This is a genomic window from Mesorhizobium sp. M0802, assembly GCF_040320115.1.
Lineage (GTDB): Bacteria > Pseudomonadota > Alphaproteobacteria > Rhizobiales > Rhizobiaceae > Mesorhizobium.
On the sequence record NZ_JAMYOY010000016.1, the window covers coordinates 80,599 to 95,957 of the forward strand.

At 62.9% G+C, this 15,359-nt stretch carries 18 protein-coding genes; 9 read left to right on the top strand and 9 right to left on the bottom strand.

Going from position 1 to position 15,359, the window contains the following annotated elements; all coding sequences use genetic code 11:
• Window positions 1-9 precede the first annotated feature (9 nt).
• Window positions 10-621 carry an HAD family hydrolase gene (locus NKI10_RS21545; protein WP_023806722.1) on the top strand — a complete coding sequence of 204 codons (612 nt, stop codon included), beginning with the start codon at window positions 10-12 and terminating at the stop codon, window positions 619-621.
• A 48-nt stretch (window positions 622-669) separates the two neighbouring features.
• Here NKI10_RS21545 and NKI10_RS21550 read toward each other — a convergent pair whose 3' ends face one another.
• Window positions 670-1,803, bottom strand: coding sequence for a site-specific DNA-methyltransferase (locus tag NKI10_RS21550; protein WP_023716124.1), 1,134 nt, complete (start codon window positions 1,801-1,803; stop codon window positions 670-672).
• Window positions 1,804-1,992: 189 nt separating this feature from the next.
• Here NKI10_RS21550 and NKI10_RS21555 point away from each other — a divergent pair, with 189 nt between their 5' ends.
• On the top strand, window positions 1,993-2,679 hold the full coding sequence (locus NKI10_RS21555; protein WP_352861847.1) for an HAD family hydrolase: 687 nt from the start codon (window positions 1,993-1,995) through the stop codon (window positions 2,677-2,679).
• A gap of 5 nt (window positions 2,680-2,684) precedes the next feature.
• Here the strand turns inward: NKI10_RS21555 and NKI10_RS21560 are convergent, their stop codons facing one another.
• The 7 genes from NKI10_RS21560 to NKI10_RS21590 form a co-directional block, all read right to left on the bottom strand.
• Window positions 2,685-3,116 carry a DUF1801 domain-containing protein gene (locus NKI10_RS21560; RefSeq protein WP_352861849.1) on the bottom strand — a complete coding sequence of 144 codons (432 nt, stop codon included), beginning with the start codon at window positions 3,114-3,116 and terminating at the stop codon, window positions 2,685-2,687.
• A 13-nt stretch (window positions 3,117-3,129) separates the two neighbouring features.
• The gene (locus NKI10_RS21565) at window positions 3,130-3,588 is read right to left on the bottom strand and encodes a DUF1801 domain-containing protein (RefSeq protein ID WP_023687163.1); all 459 of its coding nucleotides are present in this window, start codon (window positions 3,586-3,588) and stop codon (window positions 3,130-3,132) included.
• Between the two features lie 3 nt (window positions 3,589-3,591).
• A complete protein-coding gene (locus tag NKI10_RS21570; protein WP_023668396.1) occupies window positions 3,592-3,813 on the bottom strand; it encodes a hypothetical protein in 222 nt (73 codons plus the stop codon).
• Window positions 3,814-3,838: 25 nt separating this feature from the next.
• Window positions 3,839-4,231 (bottom strand): VOC family protein, encoded by a 393-nt coding sequence (locus NKI10_RS21575; protein WP_023687162.1) that lies wholly within the window; start codon window positions 4,229-4,231, stop codon window positions 3,839-3,841.
• A gap of 57 nt (window positions 4,232-4,288) precedes the next feature.
• Window positions 4,289-4,714 carry an SRPBCC family protein gene (locus NKI10_RS21580; protein WP_352861851.1) on the bottom strand — a complete coding sequence of 142 codons (426 nt, stop codon included), beginning with the start codon at window positions 4,712-4,714 and terminating at the stop codon, window positions 4,289-4,291.
• Window positions 4,711-5,034: an ArsR/SmtB family transcription factor gene (locus NKI10_RS21585; protein ID WP_023701999.1), complete on the bottom strand. Its 324-nt coding sequence runs from the start codon at window positions 5,032-5,034 to the stop codon at window positions 4,711-4,713. The genes NKI10_RS21580 and NKI10_RS21585 overlap by 4 nt, the downstream gene beginning before the upstream one ends.
• 200 nt (window positions 5,035-5,234) lie before the next feature.
• Window positions 5,235-5,966 (bottom strand): hypothetical protein, encoded by a 732-nt coding sequence (locus tag NKI10_RS21590; protein WP_023668400.1) that lies wholly within the window; start codon window positions 5,964-5,966, stop codon window positions 5,235-5,237.
• A 127-nt stretch (window positions 5,967-6,093) separates the two neighbouring features.
• Between NKI10_RS21590 and thrC the strand changes: the two genes are divergently transcribed.
• Genes thrC through NKI10_RS21610 form a run of 4 tightly spaced genes read left to right on the top strand, consistent with a single transcriptional unit; the run spans window position 6,094 to window position 12,301 of the window.
• Window positions 6,094-7,491 (top strand): threonine synthase, encoded by a 1,398-nt coding sequence (gene thrC / locus NKI10_RS21595; RefSeq protein WP_352861854.1) that lies wholly within the window; start codon window positions 6,094-6,096, stop codon window positions 7,489-7,491.
• Window positions 7,492-7,505: 14 nt separating this feature from the next.
• The gene (locus tag NKI10_RS21600; protein WP_023668402.1) at window positions 7,506-8,798 is read left to right on the top strand and encodes a M16 family metallopeptidase; all 1,293 of its coding nucleotides are present in this window, start codon (window positions 7,506-7,508) and stop codon (window positions 8,796-8,798) included.
• A gap of 14 nt (window positions 8,799-8,812) precedes the next feature.
• The gene (locus NKI10_RS21605) at window positions 8,813-9,409 is read left to right on the top strand and encodes a GNAT family N-acetyltransferase (RefSeq protein ID WP_023668403.1); all 597 of its coding nucleotides are present in this window, start codon (window positions 8,813-8,815) and stop codon (window positions 9,407-9,409) included.
• 3 nt (window positions 9,410-9,412) lie between these two features.
• Window positions 9,413-12,301 (top strand): EAL domain-containing protein, encoded by a 2,889-nt coding sequence (locus tag NKI10_RS21610; RefSeq protein WP_352861856.1) that lies wholly within the window; start codon window positions 9,413-9,415, stop codon window positions 12,299-12,301.
• A gap of 196 nt (window positions 12,302-12,497) precedes the next feature.
• On the opposite strand, the gene NKI10_RS21615 is transcribed toward NKI10_RS21610, so the two are convergent.
• Window positions 12,498-13,106 carry a YqgE/AlgH family protein gene (locus NKI10_RS21615; protein WP_023668405.1) on the bottom strand — a complete coding sequence of 203 codons (609 nt, stop codon included), beginning with the start codon at window positions 13,104-13,106 and terminating at the stop codon, window positions 12,498-12,500.
• 215 nt (window positions 13,107-13,321) lie between these two features.
• On the opposite strand from NKI10_RS21615, the gene NKI10_RS21620 reads away from it, so the two are divergent.
• The 3 genes from NKI10_RS21620 (at window position 13,322) to NKI10_RS21630 (ending at window position 15,288) form a co-directional block, all read left to right on the top strand.
• A complete protein-coding gene (locus NKI10_RS21620; RefSeq protein WP_352861858.1) occupies window positions 13,322-14,128 on the top strand; it encodes a protein-disulfide reductase DsbD domain-containing protein in 807 nt (268 codons plus the stop codon).
• 110 nt (window positions 14,129-14,238) lie between these two features.
• Window positions 14,239-14,721, top strand: coding sequence for a peroxiredoxin (locus NKI10_RS21625; RefSeq protein WP_023668407.1), 483 nt, complete (start codon window positions 14,239-14,241; stop codon window positions 14,719-14,721).
• An 87-nt stretch (window positions 14,722-14,808) separates the two neighbouring features.
• A complete protein-coding gene (locus tag NKI10_RS21630; RefSeq protein WP_023692068.1) occupies window positions 14,809-15,288 on the top strand; it encodes a DUF2938 domain-containing protein in 480 nt (159 codons plus the stop codon).
• Window positions 15,289-15,359: the final 71 nt, after the last annotated feature.

Below are 15,359 nucleotides of genomic sequence, written 5' to 3' on the forward strand. Positions count from 1 at the left end.
AGGCCAGAAATGACTGAAATCCGCCATATCGTGTTCGACATCGGCCGCGTCTTGCTCCACTACGATCCGAACATTCCGTTCAGCCGCCTTATTCCCGATGCCGAAGAGCGCAAGTGGTTCTTCGACAATGTCTGCACGCATGACTGGAACATCGAGCAGGACCGTGGCCGGACGTGGGAAGAGGCGGAAGCGCTGCTGATCGCGGATTACCCGGATCATGCTGAAAACATTCGCAATTTCCGACGCTATTGGAACGACATGGTGCCGCATGCCTATGAGGACAGCGTCGCCATCATGCTCGGCCTGATCGAGAGCGGCCACGACGTGACCATGCTGACGAACTTCGCCGCCGACACACTTGCCGAGGCACGACTGCGCTTCGATTTCCTTAGCCGCCCGCGCGGCGTGACCGTGTCGGCCGATATCCGTGAGATCAAGCCCGACCGCGCCATCTACGACCATCACGTCGCCGCGTTCGGTCTCGAACCGTCAGCCACGCTGTTCATCGACGACAGCCCCAGAAATGTCGATGGCGCCAGGGTGGCCGGCTGGAATGCTGTGCTGTTCACAGATGCAAAAACGCTCAAGGCGGACCTTGAGCGGTATGGCATCGCGGTATGAGCCGCGCAGAGGCCGGAAGGTAGCGCTCTACGACTTTACACCCTGAGATCAAGCCCCTGCCCGCTCCATGCCGAGCCTGGCGATGCGGCGCAGTTCGTCGATCGGGGTCAGGCCGCCCGAGCGCTCATAGTGCCAGAAGGTCCAGCCGTTGCAGGCGTCCAGGCCCTGCACTTCGGCGCCGATCTTGTGGATCGAGCCGGCGCTGTCGCCGATCGCCACCGTGCCGTCGGCGCGTACCTTGGCCGACCAGCGCTTCTTGGCGTCATAGAGCGTGGCGCCGGGCTGCATCAGACCGGTATCGATCAGGCTGACGAAGGCGACGCGCGGCTCGGCGCGCTTGCCGGTGAGCACGGTGAGATCGGCGCTTTCCAGCGGCCGCACGGCATCGATGCGCTCGTTGGCGGCGTCGATATAGACCTGTTCGCGCTCGATGCCGACGAAGTGACGGCCGAGCCGCTTGGCCACGGCGCCGGTGGTGCCGGAGCCGAAGAATGGGTCGAGCACGATGTCGCCCGGCTTGGTCGAAGCCATCATGATGCGGGCGAGCAGCGCTTCCGGCTTCTGCGTCGGATGCAGCTTGTCGCCATTGTCGTTCTTCAGCCGCTCGCCGCCAGTGCAGATCGGGAACAGCCAGTCGGAGCGCATCTGGATGTCGTCGTTCGACGCCTTCATGGCTTCGTAATTGAAGGTATAGCCCTTGCCCTTCTGGTCGCGCGAGGCCCAGATCATGGTCTCATGCGCGTTCTGGAAGCGGCGGCCGCGGAAGTTCGGCATTGGGTTGGTCTTGCGCCAGACGACATCGTTGAGGATCCAGAAGCCGAGATCCTGCATCTTGGCGCCGACGCGGAAGATGTTGTGGTAGGAGCCGATGACCCAGATGGTGCCATTGGGCTTCAGCACGCGGCGTGCCGCCAGGAGCCAGGCGCGGGTGAAGGCGTCATAGGCCTCGAAACTCTCGAACTGGTCCCAATCATCGTCGACGGCGTCAACCTTGGACTGGTCGGGCCGGTGCAAATCGCCGTCGAGCTGCAGATTGTAAGGCGGATCGGCGAAGATGACGTCGATGGATTTTTCCGGCAGCCGGTCGAGCGCGGCGACACAATCGCCCTTGAGGATCGTGTCCAGCCACTCGGATTGCTGGGGGGCGTGGGAGAGGTCGGCGAGAAGACGCACGGCAGACATTTTTACACCCAAGGCACGCGTTACTGTTTACTCCCCGTTATGGTTACCGATCAGCGTAAATATTCGGTGAAGGACGCAACGGTCCAGGCAGCCCTGTCGTCGTCAATTTGCGCAGCCCGGCCCGTTGGTGTATGTCGCGCCGCTTGAGCCTTGCCGGGCCTCTCATCACCCTCCCTCGTTCGGATTGCCATGCCCCAGCCAGACCTTGTCATCTTCGATTGCGACGGCGTGCTCGTCGATTCCGAAATCATCGCAGCCCGCGTCGAGGCCGAATTGCTGACCTTGGCCGGATATGAAATCTCGGCCGAGGAATACGCCGAAACCTATGCCGGACTGACCTTCAAGGACATCATGATGCGGGTCGAGGCGAAGTCCGCGATCCCGTTCCAGGCCTCGATGATCGACCGCGCCGAAGAGCTGGTCGACCGCAAACTGCGCAGCGACGTGCGCGCCATCGACGGCGTGCGCGAGGCGGTCGCGGCGGTGACCGCGCCGCGCTGCGTCTGCTCGAACTCACGCTCCGAGCGGATCGAGTTCATGCTGGAGAAAGTGGGCCTGCTGCCGTTCTTCGCCGGCCGGATTTTTTCAGCGCTGGAAATACCAAGCAAGAAAACCAAGCCCGGGCCGGATGTGTTCCTGATCGCGGCGGAGCAACTCAACGCCAATCCGGCAAACACCTTCGTCATCGAGGATTCGGTGCACGGCGTCACCGGCGCCAGGGCCGCCGGCATGCGCGTGATCGGCTTCACCGGCGCCGCGCACAGCTATCCCGGCCATGCCGATGTGCTGACCGAAGCCGGAGCCGAAACCGTCATCCGACGCTGGGCCGAACTGAAAAGTGTGATTGCCGCTCTGTCGGAGTGGTCGGACGCCTGAACCGATCAGTCCTTAGCTTTGGCCGACCTGGCCGGTTTCTTCTTAGCCCTGTTGTAGGCAATCGCGGCGCGGACGAGCGCTTTCAGCGCATCCGCATCGATCACGTCGCCCTCCGACACATCGATGGCGCGCCACACCTTGCCGTTGAGCCCGTTGTTGAACAGCCTGTCGGGATCCGGCAGGCTGGCGCCGTGAGAAAAGGTCAGCTTCACCTTGTCCTTGTGAGCGTTGCCGACGGCGATCATGCCGTCTCGTGACCATACCGGGCTGCCCATCCACTTCCACTCCTCGATGATTTCCGGGTCGGCGTCGAGGATGGTGTTGCGCAGGCTGGCCAACGTCTTGCCCCGCCAATCGTCCAGCTCCCGGATTCGGGCATCTATCCGCTCGGAGGCAGAGGCGCCTCCCTCGTCCTTGCTCGACATGCTGATCTTCATGGTCTGCCTCCGTTCACATCTTCTCGCCGGGCAATCGGCTGGCCTGCTTCACCCAGGAGGCGAAGCGGGCTTCGTCGATCTCTTCGCCTTCATGGATGTCGAGATAGCGCACTTCCTTTTGCCTGGAACCGCCGGGAGGCACAGGATCGAGCGACGTGCCGCGAAAGAAGGCGACTTTGACGTATCTGGTGAAGCAATGCAGGCTGAGGAACCAACCGTCGCCCTCGATGCCATAGAACGGTGAGTTCCACTTCACCGCCTTGCAGACGCCGGGGAAGGCGCTGACGATAAGTGCGTCGATCCGGCGCCCGACATCGCTTTTCCAGCCCGGCATGGCGGCAATATATGCCTGCACCGGAGCGTCCCCATAGACCTTAGGGATCTGCGGGTTGCCGCCCGAAAGCAGGACCGGCTTTTCCGGCTTGTCTGGGGCCGGTTTTGCGACCTTCGATTTTCCCGGCGCCTTGGCCATGTCCTACCCTTGCGCGCCCTGCTCGCCACGCGATCTCGCGACGTAAGGCAGCACGAACATGTAGAGGCCGCTGAACAGCAGCAGGAATAGCGGCAGCAGCGGCGAATAGACCACCCAGGCCGGAGGTTGCCCGAACGCCATGGTGATGAAATTGGCTGCCACGGTCAGCGTGAAGATGATCGACAGCCAACGATGGGTTTGACGTATCCATTTGCTCAAGTTCATTGCAACTTCCTCTTGAAACCAGCGCCTACCAACGCGCCAGTTGGGTGATCTGGATGAGATTGCCGCAGCTGTCGTTGAGCTGGGCGATGGTCGAGCCGGTCACTTCTGTCGGCGCCATGGCGAACGCACCGCCGCGTCCCTTGATGCGCTCGTAATCACCCTTGACGTCGTCGGTGAACAGCATGAGCGCGGGCTGCCCCTGCTTGAAGATGGCCTGCTGGTAGGCCTTGGCGGCCGGGTTGTCGTTGAGCGCCAGCTGTAGCTCGGCTCCCTCGGGCTCATCGGGTGAGATGACGGTCAGCCAACGAAAAGCCCCATTGCTGAAGTCGGCCTTCACAGCAAAGCCCAGCACGTCGGTGTAGAAGCGCAGTGCGTTGTCCTGGTTGTCCACATAGACGCTGGTCAGCTTGATCTTCATCGATTTCCTCCTTTTTGCATTCGGTGCCCCGCGATCAGGGCATGGTACCGGCAGGCTTCAATCCGGCTTCGCCAGGACCTGCTCCAGCTTGGTGAGGAATTGCTGCCACCCGGCCCTGGCGCCGCCATAGGCCTGCTTCTGGCTCGGATGGAAGCCCGACTGCTCGACGCGCAGATGGGTTCCCGAGCTCGTGGGTGTGAGCGTGAACGTCACCACGCTCTTCAGATTGTAGGCGGCATCCTCATGCGCAAAATCCCAGCTGTAGGACAGCGTCCTGTTTTGCTCGATGGCCAGCACCTCGCAGTCGAGCACGCCGCCCCAGTCGCCGCGAAGATTGAAGCTGTGGCCGACGACAGGCTTGAAATCGTTCCTCATGAGCCATTCCTCCATCAGATGCGGCTGCGTCAACGCGCGCCAGATCTTCTCCGCCGGCCAGGAAATTTCACGTTCGACGACGACGGTGCGCAGTTCGGGATTGCTCACTGGTCCATCCTTTTCAGCAGGTTCTCGAGGTCATCGAAGCGGCTCTCCCAGAATCCCGTCATTTGAACTGTCCAGTCGGTCAGCGGACCAAGTGCCGCGGGCTGCGCGCTGTAGTGGGTCTGGCGTCCGGCGTGGCGATCACGCACCAGCCCGGCCAGCTTCAGGACGCCGAGATGCTTCGACACCGCCGGTTGCGAGACACCGGACTGCGCCGTCAGCGCCCCTACGGTCTGCTCACCTTGGCGGCAAAGGCGCTCGAAGATGGCGCGCCGCGTCGGGTCGGCAAGCGTTCTGAAGAGAGTATCGTGGGTGTCTGGCATCGGGATCAATAACCTGCGAGCTATTGATTTACGTATAACCGCCGGGCTATGGATGAGTCAAGTGCGCTGGCGGAATGGATCGAGATTTAAAGGCAGACGCGACCTGCCCGCAGGCGCACGCCTGCAGGATTACGATCGGATCGTTTGGATCTTTCAAAGAGTTGACCGGCACCGTCGCAGCAGCGACGGTGCCCAGGCGCTTAGTTCGTCGCGGGAGCGCGCTTCTTTTTCTTGCCGGACTTCTTGTCCGCCGCCGCCGGCGCGGTGTCGTCATAGCCCGCATAGACAGTGTAATCCCGGGCGGAAGGTTCGGGCACGACGACGTTGGGATCGGTGAACACGAACTGGGTGGCGGTCGAGGGATCGCTGACCTGGATCTGATAGGGGTGGATCTGCGAGTAAAGCACGTCGGGGCCGTGCATCACGGCGATGCGGATCGGCATGGTGATGGTGCCGGGGGCGAACAGCGGTCCCGGCACGATCTTGCCGGCAACGCCAACCTTCATCGTCAACTGGCCGTTGGCACGGCTGCAATCGCGGCTCACATCGCTGATCGAGGCCTGGTAGATGATCTTGGCCGGATCCTTGTTCGGATCGACGATGGAGCCGTCAGGCGCCGTCTGCGCGGCGGCAGCGGCCTCGGCATCCTGTGCCGCATCAGCCTTTTTCTTTCTCGGCTGCGGCGCGCCCTTGGCGTAGGTATTGAAGTAGGCGGTGCCGTCACGCACCGTCACTTTCGGGCAGTAGGCCTGCAACTGGCTGGCGAGAACCTTGGGATCCTGCGGCGGTATTGGCGCATTCGGGTCGGTCTTCTTGCCGAAACCGAGATTGAGGATGCCATTGTCGCTCGATTGGCAACCGGCGGCGGCAAGCATAAAGCCGGTGAGCGCCAGACCCGCGACAAAGCGACGGTTGAACTTGTGAAACGCCATGAAACTGCACTTCCCTCTCGCAAAGTTGGTGACGTATAGCAACGCCACGGCAAAAATGCGACTGAGCCGGCTCGGAAAATTAACCAATTGCCGTGGATGAACCGGCGGCAGCAATGGACCTTTGACGATGCGCTATGTGAGTACCCGCGGGGATGCGCCCGTGCTTGGATTTGCCGACGCGGTGCTGGCGGGGCTGGCCCGCGACGGCGGGCTTTATGTGCCGCAGACATGGCCGCAGTTTTCGGCAGCCGAGATCCGCGCCATGCGCGGCCTGCCCTATGCGGACCTCGCCATCCGCGTGCTGACGCCGTTCCTCGGCGGCGAGATCGCCGCACCCGTCTTCGAGCGCCTGGTGCGCGAAGCCTATGCCACCTTCCGCCACCAGGCCGTCTGCCCGCTGGTGCAGACCGGCGCCAACACCTTCATCCTTGAACTCTTCCACGGTCCGACGCTGGCCTTCAAGGACGTTGCCATGCAGCTGCTTGCCCGGCTGATGGACCATGTACTGACTGAGCGCGGCCAGCGCGCAACCATCGTCGGCGCGACCTCGGGTGACACCGGCGGCGCCGCCATCGATGCCTTCGCCGGCCGCGACCGAACTGACATTTTCGTGATGTTTCCGCATGGCCGCGTCTCGCCGGTGCAGCAGCGGCAGATGACGACATCGACGGCCGCCAACGTCCAGGCGCTGGCCATCGAAGGCAATTTCGACGATTGCCAGGGCCTGCTGAAGGATATGTTCAACGATCATGGTTTTCGTGATCGCGTGTCGCTGTCGGGCGTCAATTCGATCAACTGGGCCCGCATCATGGCCCAGATCGTCTATTATTTTTCCTCGGCGCTTTCGCTCGGCGCGCCGGACAGGCCGGTCTCCTTTACCGTGCCGACCGGCAATTTCGGCGATATTTTCGCCGGTTACGCCGCCAAGAAGATGGGCCTGCCGATCGAGCGGCTGATCGTCGCCACCAACGACAACGACATATTGGCGCGCACTTTCGCGACCGGTGAATACCGCACCAAGGGTGTGTTTGCGACGACGTCGCCATCGATGGACATCCAGGTATCGTCGAACTTCGAGCGACTGCTGTTCGAGGCCTGCGACCGTAACGCAGACACGGTGCGGCGTTACATGGCCGGCCTCAAGCAATCCGGCGCCTTCACCATCGAAACCGCAGAAATCGACCGGATGCGGTCCGAATTCGACGCCGGACGCGCTGATATGGACGAGGTTGCCGCCACCATCCGTTCAACGCTCGAATCCAGCAATTATCTGCTCGATCCGCACACGGCCGCGGCCGTGCATGTCGCCGCCGGCAAGGCTGACGGTGCAGTGCCGATGGTGGTGCTGGGCACGGCGCACCCGGCCAAGTTCCCGGCCGCGGTCGAAGCCGCCTGCGGCGTGTCGCCGGCCCTGCCCGCATGGCTGGGGTCCTTGATGTCAGCCGACGAAAAGTACACGGTACTTCCATCCGACCTGAAAATGGTGGAAGATTACGTGAGCCGCCACTCAAGGGCAGCGCGTTAGGGAGTACTTGCCATATGGGTGTTGAGGTAAGCCGTTTGTCGAACGGCCTGACAGTCGCCACCGAAACCCTTCCAAGCCTCGAATCCGTTGCCCTTGGCGCCTGGGTCAAGTCCGGCGCCCGCAATGAGCGTGACGACGAGCACGGAATGGCCCATCTGCTCGAGCATATGGCCTTCAAGGGTACGAAAAGGCGGACGGCCTTCGAGATCGCCTCGGAAATCGAGGATGTCGGCGGCGAGATCAATGCCGCCACATCAGTCGAGACGACGTCCTATTACGCCAGGGTGCTGTCCGACGATGTGCCGCTGGCGGTGGATATCCTTGCCGATATCCTGCAGGAGTCCGAATTCGACCCAGAGGAACTGGAGCGCGAGCAGCATGTGATCCTGCAGGAGATCGGCGCCGCGCACGACACGCCCGACGACATCGTCTTCGACCGTTTCACCGAGACCGCCTTCCGCCACCAGACGATCGGCCGCTCGATCCTCGGCACGCCGGAAACCGTCAAATCCTTCACCTCCAAACAGCTGCATGATTTCATAGAGCGCCAGTATGGCGCCGAGAAGATGGTGATCGTGGCGGCAGGCGACATTAAGCACGACAATTTCGTGCGCGAGGTCGAAAAGCAGCTCGGCGGTTTCCGCAGCAAGTCCGACAGCACGATGCCGCAATATGCGCAGTATGTCGGCGGCGATTTCCGCGAGGATCGCGACCTGATGGACGCGCAGATCGTGCTCGGCTTCGAAGGCCGAGCCTATCATGTGCGCGATTTCTACGCTTCGCAGGTGCTGTCGATGATCCTCGGCGGCGGCATGTCGTCCCGGCTGTTCCAGGAGGTCCGCGAAAAGCGTGGCCTGTGCTATTCGGTCTATGCCTTCCACTGGGGTTTTTCCGATACCGGCATCTTCGGCGTTCATGCCGCGACCGGGCAGAGCGACATTGCCGAACTGGTGCCGGTCATTATCGACGAGCTGCAGAAGGCCGGCGAGAATATCCTTCAGGAAGAGCTCGACCGCGCCCGCGCGCAATATCGCGCCGGCCTGATCATGTCGGCTGAAAGCCCGGCCAGCCGCGCCTCGCAGATCGCCAGGCAGCTGCTTCTGTTCGGTCGGCCGATCGCCAAGGAGGAATTGATGGAACGGCTGTCGGCGCTGACCGTCGAGCGGCTGACCGACCTTTCGTCCCGGCTGTTTTCGACCAAGCCGACGCTGACCGCGGTTGGACCGGTGGGTACGCTCGCGCCCTATGAGGCGATTCTCGATTCGCTTGCGGGCACGCACACCACGGCCCGCAAGCTCGCCGTCTAAGCCTTCAAGCGCCGGTGTTCGCGCTCCCTTTCTTTCGCCGTGACCTGCCGGCACTGAAAGGCGACCGGGTCATGCTGCGCGTGCCCTACACCAACGACTATCGCGAATGGTCAGCGGTGCGCGGCGAAAGCCGTGCCTTCCTCGAACCGTGGGAGCCGCGCTGGACGCCCGATGAACTCGACCGCACCGCCTGGCGGCTGCGCATCGGCCGCTACCGCGAAGACTATGCGCAGGGGACAGCCATCGCCTTCTTCATCTTCGAGAAGGCGAGCGGCAAGCTTGCCGGCGGCATTACGCTCGGCAATATCCGCCACGGCGTCTCGCAAAGCGGCCATGTCGGGTACTGGATCGGGGAGCGGTTTGGCGGCCGCGGCCTGATGACCGACGCGGTCAAGGTGGTCTGCCGCTTCGCCTTCGATACGCTGAGGTTGCACCGGATCGAAGCTGCCTGTATTCCCGACAATGTCCGGTCGATCCGCGTGCTTGAAAAAGCCGGATTCCGGCGCGAAGGACTTCTGCGATCCTACCTCAGGATCAACGGCATCTGGCAGGACCACTACCTCTACGCCCGGATCGCGGACGATCCGCCGGGCGCTGGAACGAAGGACTGATTTTTGACGAATTTCCTGCGAAACGGGTCGCTGTTGGCCTTTGTTCTGGCGGTTGTCGTCACGCTTTGCGCGGCGCTCCAGGCCTTCGCCGTCGAACCGATCAAGATTGCCCGCGACGATGTCGCGCTCGACCTGTCGCGCGCCGTCCAGATCTACGTCAATCAGGGCGAAAACTTCCAGGTGTCGACCGCGCCCGGTCCCGACGGCATCGTCCGGCGCATCGAGGTCGAGGCCAATGACGCGCGCTCGAGCGGCGACTGGGCGGTGTTCGCGCTCGCCAACACCACCGACCAGCAGCTCGACCGGCTGATCGTGGCGCCGCATTTCAGGCTGGTGAATTCCGGCATCTTCTGGCCCGATCTCGGCGCCACCCGCATCGCCGCGATCACACCCAGCGAGGGCTTCGCGCTCGACCGCCAGTCAAGCTCCGACGCCGACGTGTTCCGGGTGACGCTGAACCCGGGAACGGTGATCACCTTCATCGCCGAACTCGCCTCGCCGAAGCTGCCGCAGGTCTATCTATGGGAGCCGGAAGCCTACAAGGACTCGGTCAATTCCTATACGCTGTTCCGCGGCATCGTCATCGGCATTGCCGGCCTTCTGGCGCTGTTCCTGACAATTCTGTTCGTGGTCAAGGGAACCTCGATGTTTCCGGCGACCGCAGCGCTGGCCTGGGCGGTTCTGGCCTATATCTGCGTAGATTTCGGCTTTCTGAACAAGATCATAGAGATATCGCCCGGCAACGAGCAGATGTGGCGAGCGGGAACCGAAGTGGCGCTTGCGGCGACCTTCGTGGTGTTCCTGTTCGCCTATCTCAACCTCAACCGATGGCACGGCCATTTCAGCTATGGCGCGCTGGTCTGGATTCTCGGCCTGGTGCTGATCGCGGGTGTGGCCATCATCGATCCGGCCGTCGCCGCCGGTATTGCCCGGCTGTCCTTTGCCGCCACCGCGCTGACCGGGCTCGGCCTCATCATCCTGCTCGGTCTTCGTGGTTACGACCGTGCGATCATGCTGGTGCCCAGTTGGGTGATGGTGCTGCTATGGCTGTGCGGGTCGTGGATGGCGATCACCGGCATGCTCGACAACGACATCGCCCAGCCGGCATTGGGCGGCGGGCTGATCCTGATCATCCTTTTGATCGGCTTCACCGTCATGCAGCATGCCTTTGCCGGCGGCGCGCTGCATCAGGGCCTGTTCTCCGATCTCGAGCGCCAGGCGCTGGCCGTCGCCGGTTCCGGCGACACGGTGTGGGACTGGGACGTGCTGCGCGACCGCGTCGTCACCAAGCCCGACGTCAGCATCCAGCTTGGCCTGGCGCCCAACAGCCTGGGGGGTGCGGCCCGCAACTGGCTGCCGGTGCTGCATGCCGACGACCGCGACACGTTCCGCACCACGCTCGACGTGGTGCTCGAACATCGGCGCGGCCGGGTCTCGCAGAATTTCCGCCTGCGCGGCGCCGACGGGCACTACCACTGGTTCTTGCTTCGGGCGCGGCCGGTGATCGGCTCGGATGGCGAAGTGATTCGCTGCGTCGGCACCATGGTCGACGTTACCGAGCAGAAAAAGTCCGAGGAAAGGCTGCTGCACGATGCCGTTCACGACAATCTGACCGGCCTGCCCAACCGCGAACTTCTGATGAACCGGCTGGAAGCCATCATCTCGATCGCGCGTACCGAAGAGAAGGTGCGCCCCACCGTCTTCGTCATCGACATCGACCGTTTCAAGCAGGTCAATGACGGGCTTGGCATCTCGGCCGGCGACACCATCCTGCTCACCATTGCGCGCCGCTTGCACCGGCTGTTGAAACCGAAGGATTCGCTGTCGCGCTTTGCCGGTGACCAGTTCGCCCTGATGCTGCTCTCCGAACAGGAACCCTCCCGCATCGCGGCGGTGGCAGACGCCATCAAGCACGCCATCAACAACCCGATCACCTTCGCCAAGCGCGAGATCGTGCTGACTGCCTCGATCGGCCTGATCACCTGGACCTCGGCGCAGACTTCGGCAGAAGACATGGTCAAGGACGCCGAGCTTGCCATGCACCAGGCCAAGCGCTTCGGCGGCGACAGGATCGAACCGTTCCGGCCGGCCTTCCGCACCGTCGGCACCGACCGGCTGCAATTCGAATCCGATCTGCGCCGCGCCATCGAGCGGCGCGAATTCACCCTTGCCTACCAGCCGATCGTGCGGCTGGAGGACGGCAGCATTGCCGGCTTCGAAGCGCTGCTGCGTTGGGACCATCCGCGCCGCGGCATGATCCCGCCGGGCGATTTCATTCCGGTCGCCGAAAGCTGCGGCCTGATCGTGCAGCTTGGGCTGTTTGCCATGCAGCAGGCGGCCGAGGACCTCGCCGGCTGGCAAAAGCAGATCGGCGACACGCCGCTGTCGGTGTCGGTCAATCTGTCCAGCCGCCAGCTGATCCGCCGCGACCTGGTCAGCGATGTCCGCTCGGTCATCGCGCGCGCCAATCTGAAGCCGCGCTGCTTCCGGCTCGAACTTACCGAATCGCTGGTCATGGACAATCCAGAGCAAACCTCGCATGTGCTGACCAAGCTCAAACAGCTCGGCATCGGCCTGTCGCTGGACGATTTCGGCACCGGCTATTCCTCGCTCGCCTATCTGACCCGCTTCCCCTTCGACACCATCAAGATCGACAAGAGCTTCGTCGACGACGCGACGCCGAAGCGGGCGGTGCTGCTCAAATCCATGGTCAACATGGCGCATGAACTCGGCCTGTCGGTGGTGGCCGAGGGCATCTCCGACGAAAGCGATGCGCTGGAACTGCGCCAGATGGGCTGCGAATATGTGCAAAGCTTCATGTTCGGCGCGCCGATGCCAGGCGACCAGGTGCTGAAGGCGTTGAAAGAGCAGTACCCGATGACGCAGGCGTGATGGGTGAGGCATGCGTCGTGCAGGCGCGTGGTTACATTGGAATGAACCCCGAAAATTAGCTGAAGCGACCGCGCCTTCGTCATCCTGGGGCGAAGCAAGGAGCGCAGCGACGCAGCGCAGACCCTAGGATGACGAAAGTGGCGGGCGGCTTCGGCTAGTCGCGAAGGTTCGGCGGAACGTCGGCAAATGCGAGGCCTCAGGCGTGCCCCGCGGCCAGGCTCAGATGCGCCAGATCAATCCCGATCGATGCCAGGATGCGGTCGTACTTCCGCTCGATGTCGGCGTCGAACAGCAGCTCCGGCGTGGCCGGACAGGTCAGCCAGCCATTCTCGGCGATCTCGGTTTCCAGCTGGCCGGCGCCCCAGCCGGAATAGCCGAGCGCCATCAACGCGCGCCGCGGGCCGCGGCCGGACGAGATGGCGCGCAATATGTCGACCGTCGCGGTCAGGCAGATATCGTCGGAGACGGTGAGCGAGGATTCCACCCGGTAGTCGCCCGAGTGCAGGACGAAGCCGCGGCTGCGGTCCACCGGGCCGCCATTGCGCACGACGAAGTCGCGGGCCTGCGCAGGCAGCCTGATCGCCTCCTGTTCGTTCATGATGCCGAGCTGCACCAGAAGATCGGGAAACAGCATCTGCTGCGTCTGGTTGATGATCAGGCCCATGGCGCCTTCATCGCTGTGCGCGCAGATGTAGATGACCGAGCGCGTGAAGCGATCGTCCTTCATGCCGGGCATGGCAATCAGGAACTGGTCGTCAAGAAAGCCGCGTCCACCGGCTGTCTTTTTGTGGCGCAACAAGTCCATGGACTGGAGCGTAACGCGTTTCCGGGACGCCGAAAAGATGCGCCGCGTGCGATTCGGCCAAAGCCCAACGGTTGGAACAACGGAATCTTGACTGCGAACTTCACTCGGCCGATTGCTTGAAGCCAACTGTTCCTTGCCCGAAGGTCACGCAAATATGATACGCAGAGCGCCACGAAAACATTGCGCGGCCATGAACTGACGATCAAATCAACGCCATGCAAAGCTTGAAAATCCTGCTGCTCGGTATTGCTATCGGATGCGGAGCAGTCCTGCCCGCCGCCGCCTCCTCGTCGGAATGGTACAACAGCGAAGGCGGCAAGGTGCGGCTGGTGACAACAGGCAAGGCCGACGAGGCCGGTCGCATACAGGGCGTGCTCGACATCGCGCTCAAGCCCGGCTGGAAAACTTATTGGCGCGATCCGGGCGACGCCGGCGTGCCGCCGCAGATCGACGTTTCGGCCAGCACCAACATCACCGATGCGGCGTTTTCCTTCCCGCCGCCGCGGCGCCATGACGACGGCTACGGCAAATGGGCCGGCTACAACCATCCGGTCTCGCTGCCGGTGACATTCACTTTGTCGTCGCCTGGGGATGCGGCCGTCATCGATGCCGACATCTTTCTCGGCATATGCGAGACGATCTGTATTCCGGTGCAGACGCGACTGAGCGTCGATCCCGCCGCCGATCCCGACAATGCCGAGGATGCGGCGCTGGTGAAGGCGGCACTCGCCACCTTGCCCGCGCCTGCCAAGCCCGATTTCGGGATCAAGGTGCTGCCGGGCGACCATGAGACGCTGATCGTCGAGGCGACTTTTCCCGGCGATCCGGAGGCGGCGGATTTATTCGTCGCCGGGGGTCGCGACTATATGTTCGGGGCGCCTGCGCGCAACGAGAAGGACGGCCGGCTTGTGTTTACCATTCCGATCCTCGACCGGCCGTCGACGACACCGACCGATGGCGGGTTGTATTACACCCTGACAAGTGCCGAAGGCGCGGTCGAGGGCGTTCTGCCGTTTCCCTGATACCGACCCGATCCAGGCTTTCCCTTGATCCAGGCCTTGTCGGCGGTTGCGGGAGATGGCCGATTTCGCTATCGCAAGAAACCTTCCCTGCTTTTCACACGAGGACCATCATGACGATTGCCGTTGGCGACAAACTGCCCGATGCGACCTTCAAGGAAATGACCGCCGACGGCGCCAAGGTGATCACCTCGGCCGAGATTTTCGCGGGCAAGAAGGTCGTGCTGTTCGGTGTTCCAGGCGCCTTCACGCCGACCTGCAGCAACAATCATCTGCCGGGCTATCTCGAGAACCACGATGCCATCCTGGCCCGCGGCGTCGACACCATCGCCGTCGTGTCCGTCAACGATGTCCATGTCATGGGCGCCTGGGCGAATTTCACCGGCGGTCAAGGCAAGATCCTCTATCTCGCCGACGGCAATGGCGACTTCGCCAAGTCGATCGGCCTCGACTCCGACTATTCCAGCGGCGGCATGGGATTGCGCTCGAAGCGCTTCTCGATGATCGTCGACAACGGCAAGGTCACGGCGCTCAATGTCGAGACCAAGCCAGGAGTCGACACATCGGGTGCCGCTCACATTCTGAGCCAGCTCTAAACCGCGACGGCCGCCTCGGCTCATGAGCGCCATGGCCTGACGACCACGCGCTTCCAGCCGGATTGCCTGCTTTGGGGGACATCGACGATGTTTGACATCATCTGGCGCAGCATTGCGATCGGCATCGGCGCCACGGTGCTGATGGATCTTTGGGCGCTGTTCCTGCATCTGGCGCTCAGCCAGCCGCGGCCGAACTGGGGGCCGCCCGGCCGCTGGGTCTGGCACCTTAGGGAAGGCAAGGTTTTCCACGACGATATCGCCCAAGCCGCACCCTATGCGCATGAGCAGGCGCTGGGCTGGGCTTTCCACTATGTCACCGGCATCGTCTACGGCTTCATCCTGGTGGCGCTGGTGGGCAGGGCATGGCTGGACGCGCCGACCTTCTTGCCGGCCTTCATCCTCGGCATGGTCACCATCGGCGCCGGCTGGTTCCTGCTGGCGCCCGGCATGGGCGCCGGCTGGGCCGCCTCAAAGCGCCCCAACGCGATACAGATCCGCGCCTTCAACGTGATCTCGCACACGGTGTTCGCGCTCGGCCTCTACGGCACGGCCCTGCTGATCCGCTGAGGACGGGTTCTATCCGTTGGTCGCGCGCGGCTTCATCGCGGCTACGGTATCGATGATCTCCTGACATCCGC

Coding starts and splice junctions, on each gene's coding strand:
- NKI10_RS21545 (WP_023806722.1), top strand. CDS start 10: ATGACTGAAATCCGCCATATCGTGTTCGACATCGGCCGCGTCTTGCTC.
- NKI10_RS21550 (WP_023716124.1), bottom strand. CDS start 1,803: ATGTCTGCCGTGCGTCTTCTCGCCGACCTCTCCCACGCCCCCCAGCAA.
- NKI10_RS21555 (WP_352861847.1), top strand. CDS start 1,993: ATGCCCCAGCCAGACCTTGTCATCTTCGATTGCGACGGCGTGCTCGTC.
- NKI10_RS21560 (WP_352861849.1), bottom strand. CDS start 3,116: ATGAAGATCAGCATGTCGAGCAAGGACGAGGGAGGCGCCTCTGCCTCC.
- NKI10_RS21565 (WP_023687163.1), bottom strand. CDS start 3,588: ATGGCCAAGGCGCCGGGAAAATCGAAGGTCGCAAAACCGGCCCCAGAC.
- NKI10_RS21570 (WP_023668396.1), bottom strand. CDS start 3,813: ATGAACTTGAGCAAATGGATACGTCAAACCCATCGTTGGCTGTCGATC.
- NKI10_RS21575 (WP_023687162.1), bottom strand. CDS start 4,231: ATGAAGATCAAGCTGACCAGCGTCTATGTGGACAACCAGGACAACGCA.
- NKI10_RS21585 (WP_023701999.1), bottom strand. CDS start 5,034: ATGCCAGACACCCACGATACTCTCTTCAGAACGCTTGCCGACCCGACG.
- NKI10_RS21590 (WP_023668400.1), bottom strand. CDS start 5,966: ATGGCGTTTCACAAGTTCAACCGTCGCTTTGTCGCGGGTCTGGCGCTC.
- thrC (WP_352861854.1), top strand. CDS start 6,094: ATGCGCTATGTGAGTACCCGCGGGGATGCGCCCGTGCTTGGATTTGCC.
- NKI10_RS21600 (WP_023668402.1), top strand. CDS start 7,506: ATGGGTGTTGAGGTAAGCCGTTTGTCGAACGGCCTGACAGTCGCCACC.
- NKI10_RS21615 (WP_023668405.1), bottom strand. CDS start 13,106: ATGGACTTGTTGCGCCACAAAAAGACAGCCGGTGGACGCGGCTTTCTT.
- NKI10_RS21620 (WP_352861858.1), top strand. CDS start 13,322: ATGCAAAGCTTGAAAATCCTGCTGCTCGGTATTGCTATCGGATGCGGA.
- NKI10_RS21625 (WP_023668407.1), top strand. CDS start 14,239: ATGACGATTGCCGTTGGCGACAAACTGCCCGATGCGACCTTCAAGGAA.
- NKI10_RS21630 (WP_023692068.1), top strand. CDS start 14,809: ATGTTTGACATCATCTGGCGCAGCATTGCGATCGGCATCGGCGCCACG.